Source organism: Bradyrhizobium ganzhouense (assembly GCF_049949285.1).
Lineage (GTDB): Bacteria > Pseudomonadota > Alphaproteobacteria > Rhizobiales > Xanthobacteraceae > Bradyrhizobium > Bradyrhizobium ganzhouense.
This window is the reverse complement of sequence record NZ_CP181318.1, coordinates 1,801,769-1,827,552: the sequence shown is the minus strand read 5'-3', so window position 1 is coordinate 1,827,552 and position 25,784 is coordinate 1,801,769. Positions and strand designations below refer to the sequence as shown.

Below are 25,784 nucleotides of genomic sequence, written 5' to 3'. Positions count from 1 at the left end.
TTCTAGGGCGGCTTGTCGTGACAGCAACGCGCCCCGCCTTGAGGGACGAGAGACGATGGCGATTAGATCGATACGCGCAGCTGATGAATGGGCCGCCTCCGAAACGAAAGGCGGACTGGATCTGGAGGCTGCTGTCGGCGGACAGATTCGCGAGCTACGCAAGATCAAGAAGCTGACGCTGGCAGAGCTTGCCCAAGCCGCCGACATTTCGGTCGGCTACTTGAGTCAACTCGAACGAAACCAATCGAAGCTGCCGATCGGGGTATTGAAAAAGCTAAGCGACGTTCTCGGCGTGCACATGAACTGGTTCTTCAACGGCAACATGCAGGCCACGGCCGACGAACGGGACGTCGTCGTTCGCAAGGCGCACCGCCGCCGATTGACCTTCACCGGTCTCGGCATCGCCGAGGAGCTTCTGTCTCCCAACCTCGCCGGCCCGCTAGAACTGCTCATGAGCACAATTGAGCCGGGCGCCGACAGCGGGGAATATAGTCATGATGGCAATGAGGCGGGGGTGCTTATCGCGGGACAACTGGACCTGTGGGTTGACGGGAAGCTGTTTCAGCTCGAGGAAGGAGACAGCTTCTCCTTTAGCAGCACTTCGCAACATCGCTGCGCGAACCCCGGGACGGTGCCTGCTAAGGTCGTGTGGGTGATCACTCCCCCCCACTACTAGCAATCAAGCGAGACTCATCGAAACGTCGCTTAAAGCGTAATGCGACACAGCCCATACCTGCGCAAGGTGCTCGAACAGCGCAGGCAACCAATCGTTCCCCCTCGGCCGTCCTATAACAACCGGGCAAGAGAAACGGAGTATCGGCGGCTCGTCATCACTTAATCACCTGGCCTCCTTGCGACGGCAATGGTGCAACGATCGTGCATCCATTTCCGAGCGACCGGGCCACACGATAAGGCCATAGCTAGGGCCCGGCCCGCCACAGAAATGAATACGCTCGAACGGCTTACGATTGGCGCCGTGAAGAGGCGCATGTCAATTGAAGCGTCGACCTCGCCCGCAGCGAGCCCATTATTTCCTGGCGCGCCTTCGGTAGTTGCGAAGGCGATCCTCTGCTTGGTTGATCGCCAGGGATGCGGGCCCCTCGAAATTTTTTGGCCCACTCCGCAGGGATGAGTTGGTGTCATCTCAACCGGTTCGCGGGCGGTGATGAGGTCTTTGCCATTGCCCTTTCGCTTTGGCTTGCAAAGTGACGTCAGCCTCTTCGGCCGGACGGCTAGCATAGTTACACTCATGAAATTTCTGTCGAAATATTCACATTGACAGAACTAAAACGATAATTTATTTACACGGTGGTTTCGTCGTTGCGAATTTCAGTGGTGATCCAACCACGCGCACTTCGTGCAGGAACAGTGTAGTGGGCGACGGCGGAGCGTAACCCGTTGCCGCAGGCTCCGAGGATATGCCGCAATGTTGCATTTCGCCCGGGAGCAACAATTACCGGTTACGATTGTGTCCGGCTTTCTAGGTGCCGGTAAGACGACTCTTCTGAACAACATGCTGCAGCAGACTCGGCAGCGGCTGGCTGTTCTCGTCAACGATTTTGCCGCGCTCAATATTGATGTGAAGCTCGTTGCATCGCAGAGCGAGTCCATCATTTCTCTTACAAATGGATGCGTGTGCTGCAGCATCAAGGATGATCTCGTAAGTTCAGTTCTGTCTATCGCCTCTACAGAGCCGAGGTTCGACGGAGTTTTGCTAGAATCGAGTGGCGTGTCGAATCCGATGGCTATCGCCGATGCATTTATGCAGCCGGCGGTGTCTCACCGGCTAAAGGTTGATCGTACGATTTGCGTTGTCGATGCCGAGAACTTTCCGGGCCTCAACTTCGAAAACACTGAGTTGGCGATCGATCAGGCCGCTGTCGCGGACTATGTGTTACTCAACAAGACCGACTTGGTAACGCCGGCAGTCGTCGACGAAGTTATCGCAACGCTCCGCGGTGCACTGCCTACGATGAGAATTATAAGAACGCGCAATGCCGTCCTTCCGGCGTTCATGTTGCTCTCTGATAGCGACGTGGAGGCGCGCCACCAGCTCCGTTCGAGTCGGAAGACAACATTTCGGTGTGACCAAGCCGAAAGCCCATGCCGGGATCGAACTTGTGCCGCCTGTGGCACCTACACGACTCGTGATCACTCAAGCACCTTTGAGAGCTGGTCCTGGTCAGGTAATGTCGGCAGCGAAGCCAACTTCGCTGCGATCGTAAAGGTTCTTCCTGCCTCCATCCTGCGCGCGAAGGGCATCGTTCGATTTTCGGATTTAACCGATCAGAGCGGCGTTTTCCAGCTGATCGGCAAGCGCTCGACGATCGATCTACGCCATTCGTCCTCGGGCGATCAGAGAAGTGAACTCGTCTTCATAGGAATGCGCGGCGAACTGCCAACCGGCAGACTCGCGGAAATGTTTGAACGGCAAGCCAACGGCGCTTGACGCCCGGAAGCAGTCAGGAGGAGCACAGGTGGGTACAGACACGATTTTTCACGGCGGGCCGATCGTCACGATGGATCGCGACCAGATGCAAGTTGAAGCGGTCGCGATATCCAAGGGGAAAATCGTCGCCGTGGGATCTTGGGAAGCCGTAAGTAGCTACCGTGGTCTCGAAACCACCATGGTCGATCTCGACGGGCGCACGATGTTACCTGGTTTTGTCGAGGCACACGGTCATCCTCTGCTCAGCGCTCTGTGTTGGGGCGATCCGGTCGTCGATATTCGATCTGTGCACACCCCTACCTACGAGGCGGCTCTCGCCAAGATCAGACGAAGAATTAGCAAGGCAAAGGAAGGAGATTTCCTCTGGTTCCTAGGCCTTGACGCCCAGCTCCACGCGGGCGCCAAAGAGCCTAGCAAAGCAGAGCTAGACGAACTCTCACCGACAATTCCGATCGCCGTGCAGGTGTCAAACATGCACGGAATATTTCTGAACACGGCGGCCCTTAAGGCACTTAAGATTACTCGGGCGACCCCCGTCGTTCCTGGTGGGCATGTTCGTTACGACGAGAATGGTGAACCATGGAAATTTGAGGAGCGCTCGCGCGAATACATCGTCGAGAGTTTCTATGCGATCTGTGGCGAGCAGCGGGGTATAGACTCGCTGCGGGATTGGCTGTGGAAGTTCTCAAAGTCTGGATATACAACCAGCTCGGAAATGGGACTGACACCGATGACCAATGTCTTCTACAAGAAGACTCTGGAACGGGAGCAAATGCCCATTCGGGTCTTTTGCTATCAAAGAGCCGTTCCCGAAGGAATCGAGACTATTCCCTTTGAGGGAGGAAACGATCGGTTCGCGATGGCCGGTATCAAAATGTGGGGTGATGGCTCAGTCCTCATGGGGAACGTGTGGTTGACGAAGCCATACCTCAACAATGAAATCACCCTTACGAGCATGGGTCTTCCGCGCGATAGCGTGGGTCATATGAACTACAAGCCCGAAGAGCTGAAGCGAATAATAAGGGCTTACGCAGCCCGTGGGCATCAAATGTCGGTCCATACGCATGGCGATCGCACGATCGACGCGGTCTTGGATGCGTACGAGGTGGCGCTCAGTGAGTTTCCCGAAGCAAAGCGTCCATTTCGGCTCGAGCATTGCGGAACGTTGCGCGAAGACCAAATTGACCGCTGCAACAAGCTCGGCGTCGTCTGCAGCTTCTTCTTGCCTTACCTGTATTACTGGGGCGAAGCACTCCGCGACGCGCTCCTTGGACCGGAAGCGGCCGCAAAGTTTGTGCCTGCCGGAAGCGCCGTCCGAAAGGGGATGCGGAGTTCGCTTCACTGCGATCCGCCAATGACTTGGCCGCACGCGCTCCTTTGCCTACATCTCGCGGTCACTCGTCGAAGCCGCGCCGGAAACGTCATTGGTCCGGATCAGATCATGGACATCGACTCGGCCCTCCGCTCCGTGACAATCGACGCCGCCTTCCATCTCAGAAAGCACAACGAAATCGGGAGCATTGAGGTCGGCAAATATGCAGATTTTGTACTCCTCGATAGGAACCCACGTACCGTCAATCCCGAGCACGTGCTCGATCTCAAGGTCCTCGGCACATATGTCGAGGGAGAACGAATTTGGGAGTGCTCGGTCCATGAAGCGACGACCGGACGCGAGGCTGCATAGCGCCGATAACCAAACCGTCAAGAATGCGAGAATGCGTAACCGCTTCTGCGACGACGCCAAGGACGCAAGGCTCCATCCAGCGCGGTAAGAGGTCGGTCGCCGATTGGCGGCCGAGTTCGCGGTCGGCGAGACCACGATCCGGCGTTGGCACGGCCGCGGCGCCGTGGCCGACCGGCCGCATACGCCAAAGACCCGCGGACCAAGCTCACGGCGATAGAAGAGCGGCTGGTCTGTGAGCTACCACCATTTTGCGCCGATAGGTTGTTCTGCACCGGTGTTAGTTATGGTTCAGCCCCAACGCGCAAGAATATTTGCACCGGATGAGGCTGCCAATCAGGCGGCAATCGCGGTGCTTCGCCGCGTCTGAAGATTTCCATTGCGGAGCTCGCCGCCACGGCCTCGTCAGATCGGCTCTTCCGCCGATTCCCATCTCCAGCATTCGCGCACGCGTGCCCAGCGCCCATCAAGGCTACGATCCACGCAATTGTCGCGTCATGGCGCCTTCGCGAGATCGCACCCCGCCGATCGTCGATGAGCGCCCCAACTCGTTCCCTGCTCAGGTGTGCCAACCCCCTGTCGATCAATTCCAGCGCCAGGGCTGGCGGCCCGGCTGCAATTCCGCGCTGATGGATAAATTTCACCCAAAAACCCCGCGGCCCGAATGTATTTTGGTTTGTCCGCGGCGTTGCTATGCCCGAGCGAACCGTTGAGAGCGGGCCGACGGATGGATTTCCGGCAGGGCTGGACGTCCGTGGAGCGGAATCGTCAGGAATTCGGGAACGGGAAACTCAGGCATGGCGCAGAACTTCGTGATCGCAATGATGATGCACGAGACGAACACGCTCTCGTCGCCGCCCAGGCCAATCGAGGCCCTTTTGCGCGTGGTGCTCCTGTGATTGGCGGCGACGACCTGTCGCGGGTCACCGAGGCGGCGAAGACTGGCCCGAAATCGGCGATTCTGCCGGTCATCGACGAGATCGCCCAACGTCTACTGGGCCATCGGCTGCTGACCGTTATGCGTCTGCACGCCGCGACCGTGGAGCTCGAGCGTCTCTACAGCAGCCACGCCGAGGCCTATCCCGCCGGAGGCAGGAAGTCGAAGCGCGGGCTGCCCTGGACCGAGCATGTGCTTGTGCGGGGCGAAGTGTTCATCGGAAGCCAACCGCACGACCTTGAATGGGCCTTCGACGACCATGCGAAACTGGCGGGTCTCGGGCTGGGCTCGGTGATCAATACGCCGATCCTGTTCGACGGACGCTGCCTGGGCACCCTGAACCTTCTGCACGAGCCAGGCCGCTATCACCCCGGCGACGAGGCGGTCACCAAGCCGCTCGCCTATCTCCTGACCCCACTGCTGCTCGCCTCATGACCACGCTCGTCACCGCCCTGCGCCGTCTGAGGCCCGACTGGTTAACTGCCGGCATTCTGACGGCTTTCGCCGGGCACACGCTGCCGCCGCTCATCGGCGGCTGGGTTGGCCGCCATAGTCAACTGGTGAGCCTTTTTGATCGTGGATCGATCCTGCTGGTGATCTACGGCGCGTTCGGCGCCGCGGCGATCGACGGCCTTTGGGCACGGGTTTCGGTGGGCGACCTAATGGTGGCCGGGGTCCTCAGTGGCATGCTGCTCGCCGTTATGCTGGTCGCCATGATCTGGGGCGCGCGCCGCCTCGGCTTTTCTCGGCAGGACGAGATCGCCATCGCCTTCCGCGGCTCCAAGAAGAGCCTGGCGACCGGTGTGCCGATCGCAGGCGCTCTTTCATTCGCGGCGGGCGGCGGGGTGATCCTGACGCTCGTGCCCTTCCACCAGATCCAGCTCGCCGTACGCGCCGTGCTGGCTCAGCGCTACGCGCCTCGCGCGGCGACAATCCCATGCGAGGTCGCGCCATGAGTATCGATTCCCTGTCGGGGCTGGGCACGGCCCATCGCCTCGCCTCGATGCGTCCGACCATCGCCGGGACGACCCATGTCGTTTCCGCGGGCCACTATCTCGCGGCGCAGTCCGCGCTGCAGATCCTCGAAAGCGGTGGGAACGCGATCGACGCTGGCGTGGCCGCGGGCCTAGTGTTGGGCGTCGTGCAGAGCGAGCTTGTTAACGTCGCCGGCGTCGCGCCGATCATTCTCTACCTGGCCGAACGCGACGAGGTAATCACCATCACCGGCCTGGGCTGCTGGCCTCGCGCCCTCGATCCAGATATTTTCATGCGCGAGCACGGCGGCGCAATCCCGGAGGGGGTTCTGCGGACTGTCGTTCCAGCGGCGCCGGACGCCTGGATCACGGCCCTGGCTCGCTACGGCACCATGAGCTTCTCGGAGGTGGCGCAAAGCGCCATCGGTTTCGCACGTGATGGCTTCGTCATGTATCCGCTCATGGCGGAGCTGCTGCACACCTACGCCGAGAGCTATGCGAGATGGCCCAGCTCCGCAGCGATCTATCTGCCGGGGGGACGTCCGCCCGAGGTCGGTGATGTGTTCGTTCAGTCCGATCTTGGCCGCACTCTGCAGTACATGGTCGACTGCGAAAGGGCGGCGCGGGGCCGGAGCCGAGTCGAAGGCCTGAAGGCTGCTCGGGACGCTTTCTATCGCGGCGACATCGCGCGAACGATCGTGGCTTTCCACGAGCAAAATGGCGGCTTGCTGTCGATGCAGGACCTGGCGGACTTCCAGGTCGGCATAGAGCCAGCGGTCAGCGCCAACTTCCGCGGATCGACGATGTACGCCTGTGGCCCCTGGTGCCAGGGCCCGGCGCTGCTGCAGATGCTGACGATGCTGGCAGGCGTCGACCTGGCTAGTCTGGGCCACAACAGCAGCGCGTACGTTCACACCCTGGTCGAGACCATCAAGCTCTCCTTCGCCGACCGGCATCGCTACTTCGGTGACCCGCGCTTCACCGATGTTCCTTTGGGCTCGCTGCTCGACCCGGCGTACACCGCCGGCCGGCGGAGGCTCATTGACCCGCGCCGGGCCTGGCCCGACATGCCACCCGCTGGCGACCTGGGCGGCGATGTGAGGATCGACGGCGGGGTCCTCACGGCCCCCAAGCTCGCCCCGCTTGACACTTCCTACCTCGCGGTTATCGACCGTCGGGGCAACGTGTTCTCCGCCACACCCAGCGACGTTTCCTACGACACACCGGTGGTCACCGGAACCGGGCTGTGCCCGTCTTCCAGGGGCAGCCAGTCGTGGGCCGACCCGCGGCACCCTTCAGGCGTCGCGCCCGGCAAGCGGCCGCGCCTCACACCCGCTCCGTTCCTTGCCCGAGCGGCGGATGGCGGCTTCACCGCCATGGGGACCCCGGGCGGCGATGTGCAACTCCAGGCCCTGCTCCAAGTCTGGCTGAACCTAGAAGTCTTCGGAATGCCGCCGCAAGCCGCGGTCGAGGCTGCTCGGTTCGCGAGCTACAGTTTCCCAGACTCGTTCGAACCGCACGCTGCGTATCCGGGCCGCCTCAACATTGAAGAACGACTTGGCCCGCAAAAGATTTCCGATCTCCGGATGCTGGGTCACGACGTTGCGGTCTGGCCGGACTGGGCGTGGCGCGCGGGTGCGGTATGCGTCGCCCGCCAACGGCCTGAGGGAACGCTCGAAGCCGCCGCGGATCCCCGTCGCCCGGCCTATGCGCTTGGCCGATAGAAAGGTCACGGATGCATCGCTATTTCCTCGGATTGCTTCTCGTGGTGGCCGAGGAGGCCCTCGACGCGGCCCATGATCTTAATCAGCGAGAACGGATACCTGTTTGGCTGCCGTGAGGCGGTATTGGTGACCGCCCTCGGCGGAGATCAGCTCAGCCGTGCGCCTCCCCCCTTCACCACGCGTGAGAACGAGTGAGCGACGTCTGTACGCGCCCACCCTAGCTAGGGCGATGCTAGTGCCGTCTGCTTGCGAGATGGCACACCGACTCTGACGCGGCGCCCCTCGAAAGTGCTTTCCGCCGCGGGCCGACGCTGACGTCGCTGGCGATGCATTGAGCACCCTGGTTCTGCGCACGGAAGAGTTAATCGATCAGCTGGGGATACGCCAGTCTTTGACTCGACTGACAAAAACAGCAGAGCGGATCAGGGGTGTTATCGTCACATCCGAGGCAGCAGACAATAGGCACTTCGTTCAAGTCGCGGGCGGCGACGTTCAGCTAACTCCCGACAATCCGTCGGATGCGTACCGTGAAAGTGTACTGGTGTTTGTCCTGAACGGTGACAATACGTACCCGCCAAAGAGACTATTGAGGCGGTCTTTCCAAGCACGCCCATTGGACCAGCTCCGTTATCGGCTAAATTGTTTCGTGAGAGTCCTGGTGATCACGAAATCTCTCTCGATCCGGCCATCCGCACCGAACCGATGGATCCCTTGTGCTTTTGATTGCCATCTGACGCCGCCTCCTCCGATAAGCGGGTACTAATCTCGAGAAGCCGTTCGATGCATCCGCCTCTGGTCGGCCATCAGTCCGATACGAACGAGGCCCTCGCGGCCTTCACGGATCCGGAGATGAACCGATGCACCTCTTGGACCCGGCGTGTCTCGTGCGTATCGGGATGAGAGGTGATCCAATAATTGCGCACGAACCGGAGCTCCGGCAGCAAGCGCTTCAATTCCGGACACCGTTGCGCTGCATAGTCGTGGAGGATTCCTATGCCATGCCCGGCGCGAACCGCTTCCATTTGGGCGACCACGCTGCCGCATTCGTATCGACGTGACATGAGGCGACCGAGAACGGAAGCATAGTCCAAGGCGCGGCTATAAGTCATGTCCTCGACATGCGTCACGAACAAACGGCCGGCTAGTTCGTCCTGGCTTATGATCGGGCCCTCGCGCCAAAGGTATTGCTCCGCCGCATAGACGCTGAGTGTGTAGTCGGTCAGCTTCGACAGGATTAATCGTCCCTGTTTGGGGCGATCCAACGTAATAACGATGTCGGCCTCTCGCCGCGACAGTGAAAATGTTCGTGGTAACGGCACCAATTGAACGACGAGCCTCGAATGTTTCGCGGCGAGCATGCCCAGCCGATCTGCAAGGAAATAGTTGCCAAGACCGTCGGGTGCACCGACGCGCACCGTACCTGCGAGTGCTTGGCTGGCAGCGCCGATGCTGGAGCCTACTCTGAGAAATTCGCTCTCCGCGCGCTCCGCTGCCGTGACCAACGACTCGCCCGCCGCGGTTAGAATGCACCCAGACGTATGTCGTTCGAGCAGCTTGGCGTTCAAGCTTCGCTCAAGGGCACTAAGTTGCCGCGCTACCGTTGCATGATTCAATCCAAGACTCTTCGAGGCCTTCAGGATTTGTCCTGCTCGCGCGACCTCCAGAAATATTCGAACGCGTTCCCAGTCCATCGACTACAGTTTCTGCACAACGGAGCCGCACATTCGCTCGTTGATGCACAATTCTATGCGCTGCATACCAACGGCGATCAAGCTCTGTTTGCAGGGAAATGCTCAAATGCCGACGAAGATCCCGAATTTCATCAATGGTGAGCTGGTGCCAAGCCGCGGCACCCGTGCCGCGGCCATATACAATCCCGCGACCGGCGAACAGTCGGGGACGCTTGGATTGGCTTCGGTCCAAGACGTCCGTGCGGCGGCGGCGGCGGCACGAAAGGCGTTTCCGGCTTGGGCGACCACTCCCCCGTTGCGCCGCGCCCGAATTCTCAACCGCTTCCTGCGAATTCTGGAGGATCGGATCGACGAACTCGCCCAAGTGATCACGGCCGAGCACGGGAAGGTGCTCTCGGACGCAAAGGGGGAGATTCAGCGCGGCATGGAAGTCGTGGAGTTTGCGACCGGCGCACCTCAGCATCTCAAGGGAGAGGTCACCGAGAACGTCGGAAATCGTGTCGACAGTTACTCTCTACGTCAACCGCTCGGAGTTGTTGCCGGGATTACACCATTCAATTTTCCGGCGATGGTTCCGATGTGGATGTTTCCAGTCGCCCTCGCGTGCGGCAACACTTTCATTCTCAAGCCGTCCGAACGCGATCCGTCCGCCTCGCTCATACTGGCGAAGTGGCTGAAGGAGGCCGGATTGCCCAACGGCGTCTTCAATGTCGTTCATGGAGATAAGGAAGCGGTCGACGCCATCTTGTCCGATCCCGACATATTGGCAGTGAGCTTTGTCGGATCCACTCCGATTGCCCGTTACATCTACGAAACGGCCACGCGAAACGGAAAGCGATCTCAGGCGCTTGGCGGCGCCAAGAACCACATGATCATCATGCCGGACGCCGACATGGATCAGGCGGTTGACGCCTTGATGGGCGCCGCCTACGGCGCCGCGGGCGAGCGTTGCATGGCGATTTCGGTTGCGGTCCCGATCGGAGAGGCGACGGCCGACAGGCTGATCGAAAAACTTGCACCCAAGGTTCGCGCTCTGAATATCGGCCCGGGAACAGATCCCGATGCCGAGATGGGACCCCTCGTGACCAAGCAGCATCTCGACAAGGTCCGTGGCTATATCGACGCCGGCGTAGAGGAAGGAGCAAAACTGATTGTTGATGGACGGGACTTCCGACGCCAGGGTTATGACAAGGGATATTTCATGGGTGGAACGCTGTTCGACCACGTTACGACTGATATGAAGATCTACAAGGAGGAGATCTTCGGACCGGTGCTCGCCGTGGCACGCGCCAAATCATACGACGAGGCCGCCGATATGATTAACACACACGAATTCGGCAACGGCACCGCCATCTTCACGAGGGACGGAGATGCCGCGCGCGAGTTTGCGCATCAAATTCAAGTCGGTATGATTGGCATCAACGTACCGATACCGGTTCCGATGGCATTCCACTCATTCGGCGGGTGGAAGGCGTCTCTATTTGGTGATCACAACATGCATGGACCGGAGGGGGTACGGTTCTACACCAAACTAAAGACGATTACGACACGGTGGCCTACCGGCATTCGGTCAGGAGCTGAGTTCGTCATGCCGACGATGAGTTGACGGCGGGGCCGAAAAATCGTGTGCTCCGCGAGCGTCTCCCCGCGTGTCCCGGCGTTTGCATGCAATATCCGAGCGTTAGAACCGAAATGGGAGGGTCCTAGAAACGGCTGCGCACGTCAAGAAGAGCCTTGTGCAGCGGGGTTTCGATGTCTTCAACATCGGCGCGGCCCACAACACCCGCTTCTCGTTCCCCCGGCGCCCTTTGCACAGGATGCTCGTCGGCCGAATCTTAGAAGAGCATGATGTATTTTACAAGGAAACATGGTCTGGGTTGTTGAAGTAGTTGGTGCACTCCTCTCGGGAGAAGAGATCGAGGAGTTTACCAACTTTCCGGCAGGTTGCCTCCATGTCACGAGGCTCTGCGGCTTGCATGAGGTGCTTGAGTATGGCGAAGACCTGCTCGATCGGGTTGAGGTCGGGCTGTAGGGCGGCAAGAAGATAAGGTGGGCGCCTCTGGCGTGGATAGCTTTGCGAGCCGCTGCGCCATTGTGGCTGCAAGATTGTCGAGAACGATGATCTCGCCCGGTGCGAGGGTGGGTGCCAACACTTTCTCGACATACAGCGTGAAGAGTTCACCATCGATGCGGACCATTAATCACCCAAGGCGCACTGATCCGATCGTGACGCAGCGCCGCGATGAAGGTCATGGTCTTCCAATGGCCGAAAGGTGCAGATGCTTGGAGGCGCGGCCCAAGGCCCCCAAGCCGCGTAGCGGCGCCATATTGGTCTTGATCCACGTCTCGTCGATGAAGACCAGCCGCGTGACGTCGATCCTGCCTTGATGCGCTTTCCACCGTCGAGGTCGCATCGAGCCGGCGGTCAGCGCCAGCTTCCGCCGATCGAGGATGCCAGGATGACTGCGGAGGCTAAATCAACCCGCCCGCGTCCGCGACGCGGCGCTCGTGATAGTCGGTGTCACCAAAGGTGTTCTCGATCATGGTGAGGCGCTTGAAGTAATGGCCGATCTTCGCCTCCATGGTCATGCCGATGCCGCCGTGAAGCTGGATCGATTGCTGGCCGACGAATTTGGCCGATTTGCCGATCTGAACCTTGGCCGCGGCGATCGCTTTGCTGCGCTCCCTGGCGTCCTCGAAGTCGTTCACCATGGTCGTGAACATCGACATCGAGCGCGCCTGCTCGGTGGCGACGAACATGTCGGAAGCGCGGTGCTGCAGCGACTGGAACGAGCCGAGCGCGACACCGAACTGTTTTCGCGTCTTGATGTATTCGACCGTGGTCTTAAGCGATTCGTCCATCAGGCCGACCGCCTCGGCGCAGAGCGCGACGCGAGCTTCGTCCACCACGCGCTCGATCAGCGCGAGCGAATCCTCGGGGTTGCCGAGTACGGCGTCGGAGCCGACCTCGACACCGGTGAAGGTGATGTCGGCGGCGTGCAGGCCGTCCTGCGTGGGATAGCCCTTTCTGCTGACGCCCTTGGCGTTGGCCGGGACCAGGAACACGCCGATGCCTGACTGGTCGCGGCGGTCGCCCTTGGTGCGCGCAGTGACGATCAGGGTGTCGGCGTTCTCGCCGTTGAGCACGACGAACTTCTCGCCCTTGATGACGCAAGCCTCGCCCTTCTTTTTCGCGGTCGTGGTGACGTCGAACAGATCATAGCGCGAGTTCTTCTCGAGCTGGGCGAAGGCGAGTGTTTTGCTGCCGTCGATGATCCCTGGCACGTGCGCGGCCTTCTGCGCGTCGGTTCCGGCGTGGAGCAGGAAGCCGCCGCCGATCACGACCGTCGCCAGATACGGCTCGAGCACCAGCGCCTTCCCGAGGGCTTCCATCACGATCATGGTCTCGACGCCGCCGCCGCCGAAGCCGCCGTCGGCCTCGCTGAAGGGCAAACCGAGCAGGCCCTGCTCGGCGAGCTTGAGCCAGACCGTTGTGCTCCAGCCGCCCTTCTCCTTCATGTACTTCTTGCGCTGCTCGAAATCGTAGGAGTCGGTCAGCAGGCCGTCGCTGCTTTCCTTGAGGAGCCGCTGCTCCTCGGACAAGTCAAAATCCATGTTGTTCTCCAAATCGGCGGGAACTGCCGTCCCTCACCCACCCTCAAACGTCAGCCCCGCCTTGTGCGCAATTGCGCACTGGGGCGGTATTTAGTTAACGCAGCCGCCTGCCGTGCACGACCGCCGCGGCGTGATCGGTCCCCACCCGTACATCGTTTGTTACGCTCCTTCGCGGATCAAAGTCCTAGCACCGCCTTGGCAATGATGTTGCGCTGGATCTCGTCGGAGCCGCCGTAGATCGAGACCTTGCGGTTGTTGAAGTAGTTGGGCGCGATCTGGGCGGTCCACTCCATGGCTTCGTTCGAGTCATCATGACCGTGCACATCGTAGGGCGCGGCGAACGGCCCGATGACCTCCATCAAGAGCTCGGTGGTGGTCTGCTGTAACTGGGAGCCCTTGATCTTCAGCACGGAGGACGCCGGGTTGGGCTTGCCCTTGCCGTGCTTGCCTTCGTCGGCGACGACGCGGAACTGGGTGAGTTCGAGTGCCTTCAGCTCGATCTCGCAGGCCGCCAGCTTCTCGCGGAACGCGGCATCCTGGATGAGCGGCTTGCCGCTGGACTCGAGCTTTGAGGCCAAGTCGCGGATGCGGCGCAGCCGCTCCTTGGAGAGTCCGACGCGAGCCAAGCCGGTCCGTTCATGGCCGAGCAGGAACTTTGCGTAATCCCAGCCCTTGTTCTCCTCGCCGATCAGGTTTTCGTAAGGAACTTCCACGTCGTCGAAGAACACTTCGTTGACCTCGGTACCGCCATCGATGGTCTGGATCGGACGTACCGTGATCCCCTTCGAGTTCATGCTGCAGACTATGAAGGAGATGCCCATCTGCTTCTTGGCGGCGGGATCGGTGCGGCAGAGGCAGAAGATCATGTCCGCATGCTGAGCCAGCGTGGTCCAGGTCTTCTGGCCGTTGATGATCCACTTGTCGCCACGGCGCTCGGCCTTGGTCTTCAGCGAGGCGAGGTCCGATCCCGATCCAGGCTCGGAGAAACCCTGGCACCACCAGTCGTCGACATTGGCGATACGCGGCAGGTACTTCTTCTTCTGCTCCTCATTGCCGAAGGTATAGATGACAGGACCGACCATGCTGACGCCAAAGGCGAGCGGTGGCTGTGCCGGATAGGACTGCAGTTCCTCGGTGAAGATGTAATGCTGCACGCTTGTCCAGCCGGTGCCGCCATATTCCTTGGGCCAGTGGCTAACGCCCCAGCCTTTCTTGTTGAGGATGCGCCACCACGTCACCATCTCGTCCTTGGAGAGGTGGCGGCCCTCTATCAGCTTGCGCCTTGTATCCGGCGGCACGTTTTCGCGGAAGAACTGCCGTGCTTCCTCGCGAAAAGCCTGCTCTTCCTTCGTGAATGCGAGATCCATCGGATCCTCCTTTTCCTCATCGTCCTGGCGAAAGTCAGGACCCATTAGCACCGGCCTTCGTTTTGCGAAGGCAATTGCCGTCTGTGCCCTTACCCCGGCTACGGAGTATGGGTCCCGTGCGCAACTGCATAATTAGGCAGTGACGATGTGAATTACGGCAAGACTTCGAACAAACCCGCCGCGCCCATACCGCCACCGACGCACATGGTGACGACCGCGTATTTGGCTTTGCGGCGACGGCCCTCGATCAAGGCGTGGCCGGTCAGGCGCGCTCCCGACATGCCGTAGGGATGGCCAATCGAGATCGCGCCACCATCGACGTTGATTCTGTCGGGATCGATGCCGAGCTTGTCGCGGCAATAGAGCACCTGCACAGCGAAGGCTTCGTTCAGCTCCCAGAGATCGATGTCCTCAACCTTGAGGCCGTGGCGCTTGAGAAGGCGCGGCACGGCGAACGCCGGGCCGATGCCCATCTCATCCGGCTCGCAGCCGGCGGTGACGAAACCGCGGAAGATGCCGAGCGGCTGCAGGCCACGTTTGGCCGCTTCCTTGTCGCTCATAATTACGGAAGCGCTGGCGCCGTCCGAGAGCTGACTGGCATTGCCGGCGGTGATGGTAAAACCTTCGCCGCGCACGGGCTTGAGCTTGGCCAGTCCCTCGGCCGTGGTTTCGGGGCGCGGGCCCTCGTCCTGCGACAGCGTCACTTCCTTGAAGCAGACCGCACCGGTCGCCTTATCCGTCACCGCCATCTGGGTCGTGATCGGTGCGATCTCCTCCCTGAACTTGCCGCTCTGCTGGGCGGCTGCGGTGCGGCGCTGGCTCTCCAGCGAATATTCGTCCTGCTGCTCTCGCGAGATGCCGTAGCGCTTGGCCACGACCTCGGCCGTGTCGATCATCGGCATGTAGGCATCGGCCTTGATCTTGAGCAGCGCCGGATCTCGCACGTGGAACGAGTTCATCTTGTCGTTCTGCACGAGGCTGATCGACTCGCCACCGCCGCCGACGGCAATCTCGACGCCGTCAAAGATCACCGAACGCGCGGCGAGCGCGATGGCTTGAAGCCCAGAGGCGCATTGCCGGTCGACCGTGCTGCCGGCAACGGTGACGGGCAGGCCCGCGCGCAGCAGCGCCTTGCGCGCGATATTGCTGCCGGTTGAACCCTGCTGAAGCGCCACTCCCATCACGACGTCCTCGATCTCCTTCGGATCGACCTTGGCTCGGGCGATGGCCTCGCCGATCGAGTGGCCGAGCAGGGTCGCGCCCTCGGTGGCGTTGAGCGCACCACGGTAAGCTTTTCCAATCGGGGTACGGGCGATGGAAATGATGACAGCGTCGGTCAAGAACGATCTCCTGATGCGAGTTGGGTGGATTGTGACGATTTCTGCTGCCGCGTTGGCCATAGCGGCGAGTTTGGTACAGCTGATCGGGCGGTCGCGAAACTCGAGCGCGTGCGCGAGCCGTAGTCAGCGGCTGCCTTCGACAATTGGTCAGGGAGGGTGCCTTGGACGATGTTGCCGTTCCAACGCGCGCCCTCGGGATAATACTGTTCGCCAGGATGGGTCATGTCCCGCAACACATCACTCATCATTCCGGCGTGCGACCACCGGGCTCCGCGCAAAGCGCGCCCGATGACACGCTCTGTCGCGAGCTCTAACGCGCAATGCGCATCAGAGAGTCCAACGAGCAGCGTACTCGAAGGCGAGATGATTTCCCGGTCAGGCCTTTCGGGCCACCCACGTCGCGCAATCGCGCAACGTGGGACAACGAAAGGATTGGCAGCTGGCATCACGCCGCTTTCGACTCCGCCGCGAGCGAGGCAAACGTCTTGCCTTCGGCCGCGAGCTTCTTCAGCAGCTGAGCGGGTTCGAGGCTGGGGTCGTTGGTCTCCTTGGCGTAGAAGGCCAGGCGATCGGCGATGTGCTTGAGACCGACGCTGTCGGCCCAGAACATCGGGCCGCCGCGGTAGATCGGCCAGCCATAGCCATAGAGCCAGACCACGTCGATGTCGGAAGGACGCGCGGCGATGCCCTCTTCGAGGATCTTCGCGCCCTCGTTGATCATCGGATACATCATGCGCTCGAGGATCTCGTCATCGCTGACGACGCGCTTCTTGCGGCCGAGACGGGCAAGCGTCTCGTCGATCAGCTTCTCGACTTCCGGATCGGGCAGCGCCGAGCGGCTGCCGGCTTCGTACTTGTAGTAGCCCTTGCCGGTCTTCTGGCCGAAGCGGCCCGCCTCGCACAGCGCGTCCGCGATCTCCGACTTGATGCCGCGGTCCTTGCGCGAGCGCCAGCCGATGTCGAGGCCGGCGAGATCGCCCATCGCGAACGGTCCCATCGGCATGCCGAACTTCGTCACCACAGCATCGACCTGCTGCGGCAGCGCGCCTTCGAACAACAACTTTTCGGACTGCTTGCCGCGCTGGGCCAGCATGCGGTTGCCGACGAAGCCGTCGCAGACACCGACCACGGCCGGCACCTTTGCGATCTTGCGCGCAATGTTCACGGCGGTAACCAGCGCGTCCGGCGCGGTCTTGTCGGCGCGCACGATCTCGCACAGCTTCATGACGTTGGCGGGCGAGAAGAAGTGCATGCCGAGCACGTCCTGCGGCCGCTTGGTCGACTTCGCGATCTCGTCGATGTTGAGGTAGGAGGTGTTGGAGGCGAGCACGGCGCCGGGCTTGACGTATTGGTCGAGCTTGCCGAACACTTCCTTCTTCACCGCCATGGTCTCGAACACGGCCTCGATCACCAGGTCAGCATCACCGACGTTCTCGATGCCGACGACGCCGTTGATCAGCGCCATGCGCTTGGCGGGCGCGTCGGCCGGGATGCCGCCGCGCGCGGCGGTCGCTTCCCAGTTCTTCTGCATGATGCCCATGCCGCGCTTGAGCTGCTCCTCGCCGGTCTCGATCAGGGTGACGGGCACGCCGGCATTGGCAAAGGACATCGCAATGCCGCCGCCCATGGTGCCGGCACCGAGGATGGCGACGCGGTTCACGGGCCGCGACTTGGTGCCTTCAGGGACGCCGGCGATCTTGCTGGCCTCGCGCTCCGCGAAGAAGGCATAACGCTGCGCCTTGGACTGGTCGCTGGAGACGAGCTTGAGGAAACCCTCGCGCTCCTTCTTCAGCCCCTCGTCGAACGGCAGGTCGATGGCGTAGCCGACGGCGTCGGCGGCGGCAAACGGCGCCTCCAGGCCGCGCGCCTTCTTGGTCATGGCCGCGACCGCATTGGTGAAGATCGAGCGGTCGGCCTTGGCCGCCGCAATCTTGGAATCGTCGTCGCGCAGGCGCCGCAGCGGGCGCTTCTCGGCGAGCAGCTTGCGCACGAAGGCTTCGCCGCCGGAGGCCGGACCTTCGACGATCTCCTCGATCAGGCCATTCTTGAGCGCTTCGGCAGCACCGATCGGATCACCACCGACGATCATCTTCACGGCGAGCTCGGGGCCAACCGCGCGCGGCAGGCGCTGGGTGCCGCCGGCACCGGGCAGCAGGCCGAGCTTCACCTCGGGCAGGCCGAGCTTTGCCTCTTTCACGGCGACGCGGAAATGACAGGCCAACGCGACCTCGAGGCCGCCACCGAGCGCGGTGCCGTGGATCGCAGCCACGATCGGCTTCGGCGAGCCCTCCATCTCGGCCAGCACTTCGTTCGGGCCGGGCGCCTTCGGCGGCTTGCCGAATTCGGTGATATCGGCACCGGCGATGAAGGTGCGGCCGGCGCAGGTCAGCACGATGCCCTTGATCGCGGGATCGGCGATCGCGGCCTTGATGCACTCGAGGATCCCACCGCGGACTGCGGCACTCAGCGCATTGACCGGCGGGCTATTGACCGTGACGATCCCGACTTCGTCATGACGCTCAAGCTTTACCACTTCGCTCACGGTGGGATCCTCAGTGAAACAATACAATCGGGTGGGTAGCGGACCAGTTCAGCTAGCAAGGGTCAAACGCTCGGTGCGATGCCTCGAACCCAGCGTGGTGATGTTGACTGCCAGACATGCGCCCTGCCGTCGCATGTGAGTCGCAAGGTACGATTTCCGGGAGACTGATTCTTGCCGAACTGGTTGGGTCGTCCTGTTGGGTACCCGGCCGTACTAGTTCGGGTCCGAGCAGCATCAGGTTGCACCGCCACCGGATCATTTGCTGCAAGTCCCGCCTGCTGCATCGGAAACACTCGGCATGCTTGGACCATGCGGAAGCGGTAAAAGTGTCTAAGCATGCAGCTACCATGTCGTTCGGACAACCGTCTTGGAACCCATCCGAACAGGTTCAGCTGGGAAGCAGTAGAGTAACAGGATGTCCATATCGATTAGTGCAATGGCCCGGAGATCTACGCTTAATTTCTGCGCAAGCTCTCCTTTTTCGGCCCGAGTTGATCATGAGACGTCCGGGCTACTCGATTCCGAGCGATCCATTCGACGGATTTTGCGCTGTTTGCGAGTGCCGATTACCTAGCACCGTAGCGGCGTTAGCCAAAAACCAGACGCCCTCCGTAGTCAATCGAAGGTCACTCAGAGCGATCTCGCCGAGCTCGGCGAACCGCGAGGCGTGCGTTAACCTAACCGCGCAACCGTTGCACTTGAGGTCCGGACTCAGGCAGTCAACCGCTAGCTGATCCGCTCGACCCGGCGGCGACTTCGAGGTGTTCGAGAATGAGACCGTGAAGCGCTTGAGGAACGGAATGGCCTGCGCTTCCTCACCATTCTCGCTCGCGGGCCCCGCTTTTCGTGGATCGGTACAAAACGGTTGCCATAGACAACATTAGTGCCACGCTCGCCCTTGCGGACGTGACCACCGAACGAGCGCCTGGCGGAAGGTAAGCCAGCTATAATTTTCTTGCTGATTGGACGTCGTTGATCTCTGCGACGGGCACCGCGAGCCTCTCTCGCGGCCTGTACCCCGTCACGGCAAAACCCGACCGGCACTCTTGGTCTCAGCTTCTTCAGGCGGAATCGACGTCGCGTGATTGCGAGGCAGCGAACAGCTCGGACCTCGCGCGAAGCACCGTGAGAAGGCGCTCATGCAGCGGGCGCAGATGGAAGGCGGCATGTCCTACCCAGTCCGCCAGCGTCGATCGATCGAGAGCGATGCCCTGGCGGGCATAGATCTGGGCCTGCCGGCAGAGCGGCAGATGATCGGCATATTTGGACACTCTGATGGAACACGCCCGTTCGCGCCTCAAGCTCCGTTCGTATACTCGCGACGCCATTGTGTTCGAATTCGATGGCCCGCATCCCCCTAAGGGGAGAATGCCCTGTTCTTGTTCAGTAGTGGTTCCACGGATCATCGAGCCGACTCATGCAAGTCTTACGATTCTCCTCGCGCTTGCTTGGATGGTTCCGCAAGACTACGAGTGCGTCCACCGCGACCCCGCTTTTGGCAGTGAGTAGAAATGGATTGATGTCGATCGAGGCGATGCGACCTCCAGCATCGGCAATCAAATTGGAGAGTCCGATTAACGCCTTGATCACAGAGCCTTCGTTCAAGGCCGGTTTGCCGCGGTAGCCCTTTATCTTCACGCCGGCCTTGGTGCGACTGATTAACTTTGCGGCCTCGGCGACATCGATCGGCGCGCCAGCGAGCGCTACGTCTTTCATCAACTCGATATCGACGCCACCCGTACCGAATAGCACCACCGGTCCCATCTCGGCATCAAGCGAGGCGCCTATCACGAGCTCGAGATCGGCCTTGACCTGCTGCGCAATCAAAATGCCCTCGAGGTGCGGCTTTCCCTTCAATTTCTTGACACGGGCTGCGATGTCGTTGAACGACCTTTTTACCTCGACCGTGCTTTTGAGATTGAGCACCACGCCGCCGGCATCCGATTTGTGCAGAATGTCCGGGCTGACCACTTTGGCCACGACGGGAAAGCCGATCTTCCTGGCGACGTTTGCAGCCTCGTCGGCCGTCCGTGCTATCGCCTCCTTCGAGATCGGAATGCCATAAGCCTTGAGTAGCTTTTTGGAGGCGATCTCGTCGAGCGCGGCGCCGCTGGCACGATTCAAGGTCTTTTCCAGGAGAGCCCGGGCCTGGGGTTTGGACGAGGAAATAATGTCGGGCACATCCTTTTCGAGTGCCGCATAATCGATGAGCGCTTTGATTGCGCCGACCGCGCGGTCCATACCTTGCATGACAGCGATGTTAGGCAATGTCTTGCGCAAGGCGGTTGTATGTTCGGTAAAGCCCATGGACACCGGGCTGATGTAGATTACGGGCTTCGTCGCGCTGCCCGCCATACCGTTGACGATGCGCAAATTGCGTTCGCGCAATTCATGCGGAATCTTCGGCAAGTCGGCATCAATGATGACGATGTCAATATCTGGGTCGTCGATCATGATTTCGATCGATTTCATGTAAACTGATGGATCGACAACTGCAGCAAATCCCGCGTCCAGCGGATTGCCAATGATCGAGCCCGGCCCGAGCATCGTTGCGAGCTTCTCGCTGGCGTCCTTACTGAGCGGGGGAAACTTGAGCCCCGCCGAATGGAATGCGTCAATCAAGAGCCCACGCTTTCCGCCGGACAGCGTCACCGCAGCAAGGCGGTTGCCTTTAGGCAGTTTCGCATGAACGAAACATTCGGTGGTTTCCACAAGTTCGTCGAGTCCACGCACTCGGATCACTCCCTCGCGCGTCGATATTGCATCGAAGGACTCGATGGATCCCGCCAGCGAGCCGGTGTGCGCCATGGCGGCGGCGCGTCCGCCTTCGGAAGTCCCGAGTTTCAACGCGATAACAGGTTTGCCAGCAGCACGCGCTGCCTTGCAGGCATTCCGAAACGCCTGAGTGTTGCGCACGCCCTCGAGGTAAACCACGATCACTCGGATGGAAGGATCGGCGGCAAAATATGTCATCAGGTCCGCGGTCTCTAACCCGGCCTCATTGCCTGTCGTGACCATATAGCCAACACCGACGCCGCGATCCTCCAACGCCTGACGAATCATCATCACGATGGCTCCGGATTGGCCAGCGATTGCAACCGCCCCCTGGTCCATAGTCACGATCCGGTCATCGATATTGGTGAAGAGCTTTTCGCCCGCACTCAGATTACCGAGGCAATTTGGGCCCGTTATTGCGATTCCTGCCTCACGCACCGCGACGTTGAGTTCGGCGGCAAGCCGCCGACTCTCCTCGTCCTGCAGCTCGCTAAAGCCCGATGAGACGATCGTTGCGGACCGAGCGCCTGCCGCAGCAATATCCCGCACGACTTGAGCCACGAAACGCGCCGGAACCAGCACAAGCACATGGTCCGGCTTTTCCGGAAGGCAAGCAAAATCCTTGTAGCAAGTCACTCCCCAGACCACGTCCCTCCGTGCATTTATAGGGTAGAGCCCGCCCCGATACTTGTACTTGATGAGATTGTTCCAAATGCGCTCGGCATAATTGCCCGGCTTGTCGGTGGCGCCGACCAGTACAATATTGCGCGGGTGCAGCATCGCATGAATGCCGCTAACGATATGGCTCGCATCGGGCGCTGGTGACCAATTATTCGGTGAAACGGCGGGAGTCGATACGTGTGCTTCCATAGTTCCAGTTCTTCCCTCTAGTTCTTCACTCTAGCTCTTCCGCCGAGACTCTGTGCTTCATGGTTTCAGCTTTGCGCCTCTCGCTTGCCGGGACCTCAAGACACTGCTCGACGCCCTAAGTCGTCGCGAGCCGACGGCTGAAGTGAGATCAATGAGGGGCACACCCATAGTCTTACATAGAATACTCAGCAAGGGTGTCTGCGCCGGCCATAACCTACTGGGATCACCAGTGTCCAATGCTAGCGCCCTCTGTGAACCGTGAACGCAGAGACGCGGCGATCAACATCGCAAAAAAGAGCAGAAAATTTCCAACTAGACGCACATCGAAGCTGCATCAGCGCCACATCGAACGATGGATCAAGGCAAACAGCACGACAATCAGCACTCCGAGCAGCCGAATGGGTAAAAGCATCTGGGCAAGAGACAATGGACGCCAGGTGTCGCGACCGAGTTATTGGCCCCTCTTCAGGCAATCACCTCTTTTGTTGGGAGTATACTAGCCGGCTCAGCGGCCGCGTTTCTTCGATGTAGGCCATCACATGGCCGAAATTCACCACGCGATTAGACGAAAGCGAGGATTTCTCATTCGACCGGTCTCCCAGTCCGAGCACGGGTGTGAGCGCAAGTGAGGCGGTTTGCTGAGGCATAGACAGACTGTCCCGATGCAGCGGCCGCACTACAACTCGGCTGCGGCCGAATAACCTCCGCCCTGTCGGAAGTCTGTCACATACCGTTCTTCCGCGGCCATAACCAGAGCAGGTTGCGTCTTCGACGACTTGGTCGGACAGGTCGGCGTCGATCAGTGCGTTGAAGGAAGGATCATCGAGCTTGAGTGAGAGATAGTCAGGGCCCTCCCTCCGAGCGCTTCGACCAGCCAGCCTCGATCTCGTCCGGCCCAAATAGACGCGGCGGCTCCCGCTTTCGTTGGAGAGTTGGCCTTTGCCGAAGATACCAACAGCCTGCCAACCCCAGGGTGATGATCTCGCCCTGGAAATCGTTGCTAACCGTCTCGCGATGTTAGCCATGTCATTTCTCCTGCCGTGCTTTGAGCCCGCGACCACCGCGGCGTCGATTGCGATCCAGGGCTATAAGCGATGCACTTTCTTGTTTTGCGCGGAATGGGCAGCAAGCGCAGGGCAAGAAAGTCGCATCAACGGTTTGGCCTGCCAGCTTGGCCCTAAGCTCTCTGCATTTCTCACGTCTATGCTAAGTTCGGCATCGATACGGCTCTACTAGCAGCCCATAACCCGTTCACCGGCTGACCAACAGGTTCGAACCATCGGCGCCAGCTTGTTTGCCCGGCGGCAACTTCGGACGACTGAAGAACACCAGATCCTGGCCACATCTCAAGGTGTGTCGCGAGACCGGCTGCTCCCCCGTCGACGCCCAGCAACTGAATATCCTCTTTGATACATCCAAACCGATGCGAACAACTTTTCCACGGGCGGCCCTCTTCGTTTGAGATCATGGACGACCTCATCCTGCCAACCAGAAAGCCGGAAGGGCCCTCCACCCAACAGGAGGCCCCGGTGCGGCACTGGCCGGGGCATCAATAATACGCTTGAAGACCAAGGCAGCACGTATGGCGATCTCCACTCGCGGGGTAGCCTGCGCATCATAGATCCTGCTCTGAAGGAGGAAAACGCTTCTTCAGCTCGCTCCGCGCCGACACTTATGGCCAATTCCTTTTTCGAGCGGACGTAGAGCGCAAGAAGCCCGAAACCGGTAGTTCGCAGAGGGTTGCATCTATGTGAGAGGTCCGAAGCCACGAGACGCCGCAGGGACATAATCATTTCACTCCCGCCAGCGGATTTGGCAACTCGTGCTCAACTCGAAAGTCCCGATAGCGCTCCAGATGCATCCTCAGCACCGAGCGGGTCCGCCAAGGATCGTCAAGGAACGCCTTGCGTTCTTCGAGCCAAAATGCATCCGACATCATGCGCGGCCTCAGCGCGTCAAAGACTGCCTCGGTTTCTTCCCGTAGGATGTGCCAAAAGCATGTGCCTAACGGTTTATACATTTCGTTGAGGCACAGTGCGACCTCATGAAGGTGGCAGACGAAGCACGCGTCGATGACGAATGAGCGCACGATACTGATATCGTCGTCAAAGGCGGTTGGTAAGATCCCCGCCCGAGTGAAGGGCTTAAGATCGTACCCTCGTTCCTTGAGCAGGGGAACAAAGCAGCGAGCGTCGCCGAAATCACGGAGTAGCAGTTTTTTGGGGCGGCCGATTTGGTCGAATAGAATTGTACTGTTCTGCTGATGCGCCTCAACGGCTACTCCGTAAAGCAGATACAGGGTGAGTATCGGCCCGATCACTGTCCCCACATAGGCACGGAAGAACGAAGACACGACAGCTTCGATTTCACCGCTGTCTCTCGCAATCAATTCGCAAATGAGCGGGCGACCGTCGATCGGGCTCGCCGTAAGGAGCGCTGCGACTGTGACTGGCAATAGTCCATCATTTCGCGTCAATGCACCAGAGTTGCGGTAGACAACTGAAAGAAAGCGGCCCGGATGCTCGTCGCCTGTTATGGGGTGGTGAAGGATTGCCCCCAGTTCTTCTGCGAAGATCTCCAACCTGTCCGAGAGGCACCGCTCGTTTGATAGAATTTCAGAGATCAAAGTGCTGAGACGCGGTCCCATGTAAATTGACTTGGCCTGCAGAATGCGCTGTTCGCTGGTCATCCAAATCGCCACCGGCAATTTGATAAATGGTCTCGGCTCCTGAGTATCCGGCAGCATTGTGCGGAACGACATTGACGGCAGCGTTACGATCTCCGGGCCGTTCGGATCGAAAACTCCGGAAGTTATCTCGGACGCGAATTCACGTCGCAGACAATTGTCTAGGTGCCAGATATGGACAGGCAAAGGCAGCCAGTCCTCAGCGGACTTTCCACGTTTGCTCAAGCTTTCGACCCAGGCGCACCAGAGCTCCGGGAAATTTTGTGAGAACCATTCTGAATAGCTGCCGACATGCGGCATCTTCTCCACATAGGACCATTCTTTACGCAGCGCGGCAATTCGGACGCGCACGCGAGCACCGAACTCAGGAGATAAAGCAGCGACGTCCTTGGGGGGCAGGCCGGATTTGGCCTTCCATGTCGGGTAGAAGGGGTGACCCTCCAGCGCCCCCCACTGATCGAGAGTAATTGCCCTCAGGTGCGGCGGCAGATTCTCGAGATACTCTAGGAAATCCCGGGCTCCTGCTTCGGCTATTTTAGCTCGAAGCTCTGCGCTCCAGTGTTCCCGGTAATTACGTGCGAGGGCGTCGTTACGCATGCTGTCCTCGACGTCACGGATTAGACGGTGAACGTCGTCCGTTGCGGGCGCGAGCGCCAAAGCGGGCGCGATCTGTCCGATGAGATCGGAAGGATTGTCGATCCGGTAGCGAGCGCCGGTCTCGTCTATTACTTCGATTGAACCTCGATTTTGAAACGTTCCGGCAGGCGCACGGTGCAAATCCGTGAAATGCAGGACCTCGCGTGATCGCCAAAGGGGGAGCCATGCTTCGTTGCTTTCCCGAGCCCACATTAATGCATCTGGGTCAAGAAGCCGCTCGGCGAATAGACAGCGGACCAACCGGCGGATGGCATTGCGCGATGCGCCCAACCAAAACCGCGAGGTGCGCGCCTTAAACCCCGCATCTGCCGAAGAAGCTATCCTCTCCTCCATCACACTTCCTCCAGCAAAATGGCGAGCAAACAGGACGGCGCGCTCTCCGGGAAGAACGTGGCGTGGTAGCTGAGCGCCCCACTAGGTTTCTGCAGGAATGGCCTCTTCGAGCCTCGCGGCCAGTTGCATGAGCTGCGACTTGA

Annotated in this window: 14 protein-coding genes and 4 pseudogenes; 7 read left to right on the top strand and 11 right to left on the bottom strand. The window is 60.2% G+C overall.

Translation table 11 applies throughout. The annotated features are described in order from the left end of the window. Window positions 1–55: 55 nt before the first annotated feature. The 6 genes from ACLFLU_RS08500 (at window position 56) to ACLFLU_RS08475 (ending at window position 7,765) form a co-directional block, all read left to right on the top strand. The gene (locus ACLFLU_RS08500; protein ID WP_426411786.1) at window positions 56–676 is read left to right on the top strand and encodes a helix-turn-helix domain-containing protein; all 621 of its coding nucleotides are present in this window, start codon (window positions 56–58) and stop codon (window positions 674–676) included. Window positions 677–1,426: 750 nt separating this feature from the next. Continuing rightward, window positions 1,427–2,449: a CobW family GTP-binding protein gene (locus ACLFLU_RS08495; RefSeq protein ID WP_426411785.1), complete on the top strand. Its 1,023-nt coding sequence runs from the start codon at window positions 1,427–1,429 to the stop codon at window positions 2,447–2,449. Window positions 2,450–2,477: 28 nt separating this feature from the next. Continuing rightward, a complete protein-coding gene (locus ACLFLU_RS08490; RefSeq protein WP_426411784.1) occupies window positions 2,478–4,133 on the top strand; it encodes an amidohydrolase in 1,656 nt (551 codons plus the stop codon). Window positions 4,134–4,857: 724 nt separating this feature from the next. After that, the gene (locus ACLFLU_RS08485; protein ID WP_426411783.1) at window positions 4,858–5,502 is read left to right on the top strand and encodes a GAF domain-containing protein; all 645 of its coding nucleotides are present in this window, start codon (window positions 4,858–4,860) and stop codon (window positions 5,500–5,502) included. Further along, window positions 5,499–6,023, top strand: a complete 525-nt coding sequence (locus ACLFLU_RS08480; RefSeq protein ID WP_426411782.1) for a bile acid:sodium symporter — start codon at window positions 5,499–5,501, stop codon at window positions 6,021–6,023. Before ACLFLU_RS08485 ends, ACLFLU_RS08480 begins: the two co-directional genes overlap by 4 nt. Further along, a complete protein-coding gene (locus ACLFLU_RS08475; protein WP_426411781.1) occupies window positions 6,020–7,765 on the top strand; it encodes a gamma-glutamyltransferase family protein in 1,746 nt (581 codons plus the stop codon). The genes ACLFLU_RS08480 and ACLFLU_RS08475 overlap by 4 nt, the downstream gene beginning before the upstream one ends. Window positions 7,766–8,568: 803 nt before the next feature. On the opposite strand, the gene ACLFLU_RS08470 is transcribed toward ACLFLU_RS08475, so the two are convergent. After that, window positions 8,569–9,456, bottom strand: coding sequence for a LysR family transcriptional regulator (locus ACLFLU_RS08470; protein WP_426411780.1), 888 nt, complete (start codon window positions 9,454–9,456; stop codon window positions 8,569–8,571). Between the two features lie 106 nt (window positions 9,457–9,562). On the opposite strand from ACLFLU_RS08470, the gene ACLFLU_RS08465 reads away from it, so the two are divergent. Continuing rightward, the gene (locus ACLFLU_RS08465; RefSeq protein ID WP_426411779.1) at window positions 9,563–11,062 is read left to right on the top strand and encodes a CoA-acylating methylmalonate-semialdehyde dehydrogenase; all 1,500 of its coding nucleotides are present in this window, start codon (window positions 9,563–9,565) and stop codon (window positions 11,060–11,062) included. Window positions 11,063–11,436: 374 nt separating this feature from the next. Here the strand turns inward: ACLFLU_RS08465 and ACLFLU_RS08460 are convergent. The 10 genes and pseudogenes from ACLFLU_RS08460 to ACLFLU_RS08415 form a co-directional block, all read right to left on the bottom strand. Next, a pseudogene (locus tag ACLFLU_RS08460) lies at window positions 11,437–11,867 on the bottom strand (IS630 family transposase); the annotation flags it as partial. 61 nt (window positions 11,868–11,928) lie between these two features. After that, window positions 11,929–13,071, bottom strand: coding sequence for a pimeloyl-CoA dehydrogenase small subunit (pimD, locus tag ACLFLU_RS08455; RefSeq protein WP_426411778.1), 1,143 nt, complete (start codon window positions 13,069–13,071; stop codon window positions 11,929–11,931). A 176-nt stretch (window positions 13,072–13,247) separates the two neighbouring features. Beyond that, window positions 13,248–14,438: a pimeloyl-CoA dehydrogenase large subunit gene (gene pimC / locus ACLFLU_RS08450; RefSeq protein ID WP_426411777.1), complete on the bottom strand. Its 1,191-nt coding sequence runs from the start codon at window positions 14,436–14,438 to the stop codon at window positions 13,248–13,250. A gap of 152 nt (window positions 14,439–14,590) precedes the next feature. Further along, window positions 14,591–15,778 (bottom strand): acetyl-CoA C-acyltransferase, encoded by a 1,188-nt coding sequence (locus ACLFLU_RS08445; protein WP_426413943.1) that lies wholly within the window; start codon window positions 15,776–15,778, stop codon window positions 14,591–14,593. Between the two features lie 42 nt (window positions 15,779–15,820). Further along, window positions 15,821–16,002, bottom strand: a pseudogene (locus ACLFLU_RS08440) (dicarboxylate--CoA ligase PimA); the annotation flags it as partial. 221 nt (window positions 16,003–16,223) lie between these two features. Beyond that, window positions 16,224–18,320, bottom strand: coding sequence for a 3-hydroxyacyl-CoA dehydrogenase NAD-binding domain-containing protein (locus ACLFLU_RS08435; RefSeq protein ID WP_426411776.1), 2,097 nt, complete (start codon window positions 18,318–18,320; stop codon window positions 16,224–16,226). Between the two features lie 775 nt (window positions 18,321–19,095). Further along, window positions 19,096–19,266: pseudogene (locus ACLFLU_RS08430) on the bottom strand (ArdC-like ssDNA-binding domain-containing protein); the annotation flags it as partial. A 148-nt stretch (window positions 19,267–19,414) separates the two neighbouring features. Beyond that, a pseudogene (locus tag ACLFLU_RS08425) lies at window positions 19,415–19,597 on the bottom strand (IS66 family transposase); the annotation flags it as partial. Window positions 19,598–19,703: 106 nt separating this feature from the next. After that, a complete protein-coding gene (locus tag ACLFLU_RS08420; RefSeq protein ID WP_426411775.1) occupies window positions 19,704–21,965 on the bottom strand; it encodes an acetate--CoA ligase family protein in 2,262 nt (753 codons plus the stop codon). A gap of 1,789 nt (window positions 21,966–23,754) precedes the next feature. Further along, window positions 23,755–25,641: an IucA/IucC family protein gene (locus ACLFLU_RS08415; RefSeq protein WP_426411774.1), complete on the bottom strand. Its 1,887-nt coding sequence runs from the start codon at window positions 25,639–25,641 to the stop codon at window positions 23,755–23,757. Window positions 25,642–25,784 lie beyond the last annotated feature (143 nt).

Bases quoted from the DNA above. Each gene is read 5' to 3' on its own strand.
- ACLFLU_RS08500 (WP_426411786.1), top strand. From the start codon at position 56: ATGGCGATTAGATCGATACGCGCAGCTGATGAATGGGCCGCCTCCGAA.
- ACLFLU_RS08495 (WP_426411785.1), top strand. From the start codon at position 1,427: ATGTTGCATTTCGCCCGGGAGCAACAATTACCGGTTACGATTGTGTCC.
- ACLFLU_RS08485 (WP_426411783.1), top strand. From the start codon at position 4,858: ATGGATTTCCGGCAGGGCTGGACGTCCGTGGAGCGGAATCGTCAGGAA.
- ACLFLU_RS08480 (WP_426411782.1), top strand. From the start codon at position 5,499: ATGACCACGCTCGTCACCGCCCTGCGCCGTCTGAGGCCCGACTGGTTA.
- ACLFLU_RS08475 (WP_426411781.1), top strand. From the start codon at position 6,020: ATGAGTATCGATTCCCTGTCGGGGCTGGGCACGGCCCATCGCCTCGCC.
- ACLFLU_RS08470 (WP_426411780.1), bottom strand. From the start codon at position 9,456: ATGGACTGGGAACGCGTTCGAATATTTCTGGAGGTCGCGCGAGCAGGA.
- ACLFLU_RS08465 (WP_426411779.1), top strand. From the start codon at position 9,563: ATGCCGACGAAGATCCCGAATTTCATCAATGGTGAGCTGGTGCCAAGC.
- pimD (WP_426411778.1), bottom strand. From the start codon at position 13,071: ATGGATTTTGACTTGTCCGAGGAGCAGCGGCTCCTCAAGGAAAGCAGC.
- pimC (WP_426411777.1), bottom strand. From the start codon at position 14,438: ATGGATCTCGCATTCACGAAGGAAGAGCAGGCTTTTCGCGAGGAAGCA.
- ACLFLU_RS08420 (WP_426411775.1), bottom strand. From the start codon at position 21,965: ATGGAAGCACACGTATCGACTCCCGCCGTTTCACCGAATAATTGGTCA.
- ACLFLU_RS08415 (WP_426411774.1), bottom strand. From the start codon at position 25,641: ATGGAGGAGAGGATAGCTTCTTCGGCAGATGCGGGGTTTAAGGCGCGC.